Raw genomic sequence first — 2,677 nt, forward strand, 5'->3', positions numbered from 1 at the left:
ATCATCATCCGATGACCCCCTTACAGCTTCCCGATTATCCAACAGTGACGCTGTTATTAGGGCAGTTATCGGCGGGTGACGTATCCATATGGGTCTATCCGCAATACAGCTGGAAAACTGAAGTCAAACTCTCGTGTTCGCAGAAGAGTTCCAAGATCGATGATGAGCAACGCTTGCACGAGCGAGAAGCCCGATTGGCCGGAGGAACCCATCGTGGTTTGGCCATTCCCGACAAGGAGATTACACAGGGCTTTAGCATCGAGGGCGAGATTGAGGTCAACGCCGGTGGCGATGTAACCAAATACAGCTCGAAGCTGGAAGGCTCCCGCTCGAACCTGTCCTCTTCAAAACGTTCGCTCAAGCTGGAGCTGTCGAGTTCGTTCAATGAGGTTCGGGATGAGATACAGCTGATCCGTGCGATCAGCGGTGCCATCGAGATGGTCAAAAGCAGTACCTACCAGAGCCGGGGTAAAGAGACGGTCAAACTGGTGGCGTTCGACTTCAAGCCGCCGGTGATCACGCTGAAGGGAGAAGGCAAGACACGCCACAAATCCGATACATCTTTCGGCGTCGACCAGACCCTGAGCGCCGGATTTAATCCGCTGTTCGAATTCTCAATCACACTGGACCTGGTTCAGGCCGCCGCCGCTTATTTCAAGGTCGACAAAGTCGTCGCCGAAATCAGGGAGCAAGCGAAGATACTGGAGGAAAAGGTTAAGTCCGGGCAACAAGGCGCTTATGTCGGTGCCGAATTCAATATCGCGCTGGCGACAAAGCTGGAAACCGAAGGCAGCATCAAACGCACGATGGACAGCGATCACCCCGAATATGACTTTTCGGCGGAGAGCACCATTACCCTGACAGGCAACGCGAACGTGCGCGGCGGAGCCAAGGTGTGGATCGTCGAAGGCGCGTTTGAGATGAAAGGCAAGGTAATAGCGGAAGGCAAGTGCGCGTTACAGACGGTTAAAAAGAATGAAGGTGCCAAAAATGAAAAAGAGATTGTGGAACTGGTGATGTACCACAATGGCATCAAGGCCGAGGTGGAAATTACGGTTTCGGGGGGAGTGAAGGTTAACAAAGACGTAAAATCAGGAGATGGGAATAGAACCTTGGAATCTATTAAGTCAGATGAGAAATTAGAAAAGAAAGAAAGCTATAAAAAAGAGTGGGTATGGGCGGAACCGATTAAAAAGGATAGCTCCTCATGGAGAACAGTTGTGATAGGTGAAAAGTAAATGGGGAATTTTAATTTTAAAAAAGAATGTCTTGGTTATTTTTGTTTTCTGTTTTTCGTTTTTTTGGCTTCTGGGTGTAAGGGAGAAGTTGATATGTCTACGGAGTCTATGGTAATAGACCAAGTGAGTGAGGGTAATAAAATAATTTATACTGTAAATATGAATTCAAAAGAGATGTTTTGTGGGGGGGTGATCAACGGAATGGAGCAGCTTGATAATCTTTCCACAAGGGATGGTACGTTTTTTTCTGGCTTTAATGCCACGGCGTTTCTGCATAAAGGTGATAATGAGTTAGAGCTTCTTGTTGCATCTGCAGATATTTATGAAGGAGGAAGTGAGCACAGAGAAAATGGTAGATGTGAAGCTGTGGTAAATGCGGCACTAAAGGATATGGAAGTTATAGAGCTTACGAGCCTAAGCGTAGATGTTATAGATGGTCGTCCTTCGATTGCGTCTTCAAAGAAATATCCTGAAATGCACAGGACAGATTTGGAAAATCTATCAGGAATACAAGAAGGGAGGGCAACGACTTTTAAAAGAAATATATATATCAAGACTATCCCTGAGTGGGCGTGGACTCGCGCAACGCCCTTTGTTGAAAATAATGACAATATGAAAAAACTAAGACGTTCCTATATCGAAGTTATAGACCTTATGAAAAATAAAGACTACAAGGCATTGGAAGCAGCATGGTCTCTTTCGAGTAGAGAGAAAGCGCTGGCTGAGGGGTTTCAATCATCACCCGAAGATTTCTTCAATGCCATAGGTATAGAGAGAGAAATGAATGATGCAGATGACGTTGAAGTACTTGAACCTAGGAGTTGGAATGAGTACCAACTCAAATCATATATGGGTGGAAAGTTGGTAAGGCTTGAAGATAAACGAGGACATTCGCCGTTGCGGGTTGCTTCCGATTCTCAGAATTGGGTTACCAGTTTCACCCCCTACTTCTCAATAATAGACGGCCGACTCGTGATCTCCCGATAATAAAAACGACAATCAAAGGACTGGTATAGATGAGCAAAGCAGCCAAGGTAGGCGATATTGGAACCGACCATTCGGGTTTTCCTCCAACCCCAATCACCTCAGGGTTTCCGAGCGTAAATATCGATGGGATACCGGCGGCTCGTCAGGGCGATCCGTTGGCGCCGCACTCTAAGCCAAAACACGTGCCTCATGGTCGCAGCATCGTTGGGGGCTCCGGCACTGTATCGATTGATGGCAAGCCTGCGGCGCGCTCTGGCGATGCTGTCAGTTGCGGTGGTGTAGTTATAGGTGCTGAAAGCGTAAACATAGGGTGAGCTGAGTTGATATTGGAATAAAAGGATAGTGTTTTGATTCCGGCATAGGAGGTGCCATGACAGCTTGTCCCCATCCCATTGGCGTCGCCTGTGGGTGTACTAAATCCGATCCATGTCTGACATCGTTCACATTGGATA

Annotated in this window: 3 protein-coding genes; all 3 read left to right on the top strand. The window is 47.2% G+C overall.

The window, feature by feature from the left end:
* The coding region (locus ADIMK_RS22120) for a hypothetical protein (RefSeq protein WP_051692906.1) at positions 1-1,238 on the top strand (1,238 nt) is incomplete at its 5' end.
* 93 nt (positions 1,239-1,331) lie between these two features.
* Positions 1,332-2,225, top strand: coding sequence for a hypothetical protein (locus tag ADIMK_RS12050; protein ID WP_197027529.1), 894 nt, complete (start codon positions 1,332-1,334; stop codon positions 2,223-2,225).
* 29 nt (positions 2,226-2,254) lie between these two features.
* Complete coding sequence (locus ADIMK_RS21715; RefSeq protein WP_036188416.1) at positions 2,255-2,539, top strand: type VI secretion system PAAR protein; 285 nt, start codon at positions 2,255-2,257, stop codon at positions 2,537-2,539.
* The last annotated feature ends 138 nt before the right edge of the window (positions 2,540-2,677 follow it).

It is taken from the genome of Marinobacterium lacunae (genome assembly GCF_000705555.1).
Classification (GTDB): Bacteria; Pseudomonadota; Gammaproteobacteria; order Pseudomonadales; family Balneatricaceae; genus Marinobacterium_D; species Marinobacterium_D lacunae.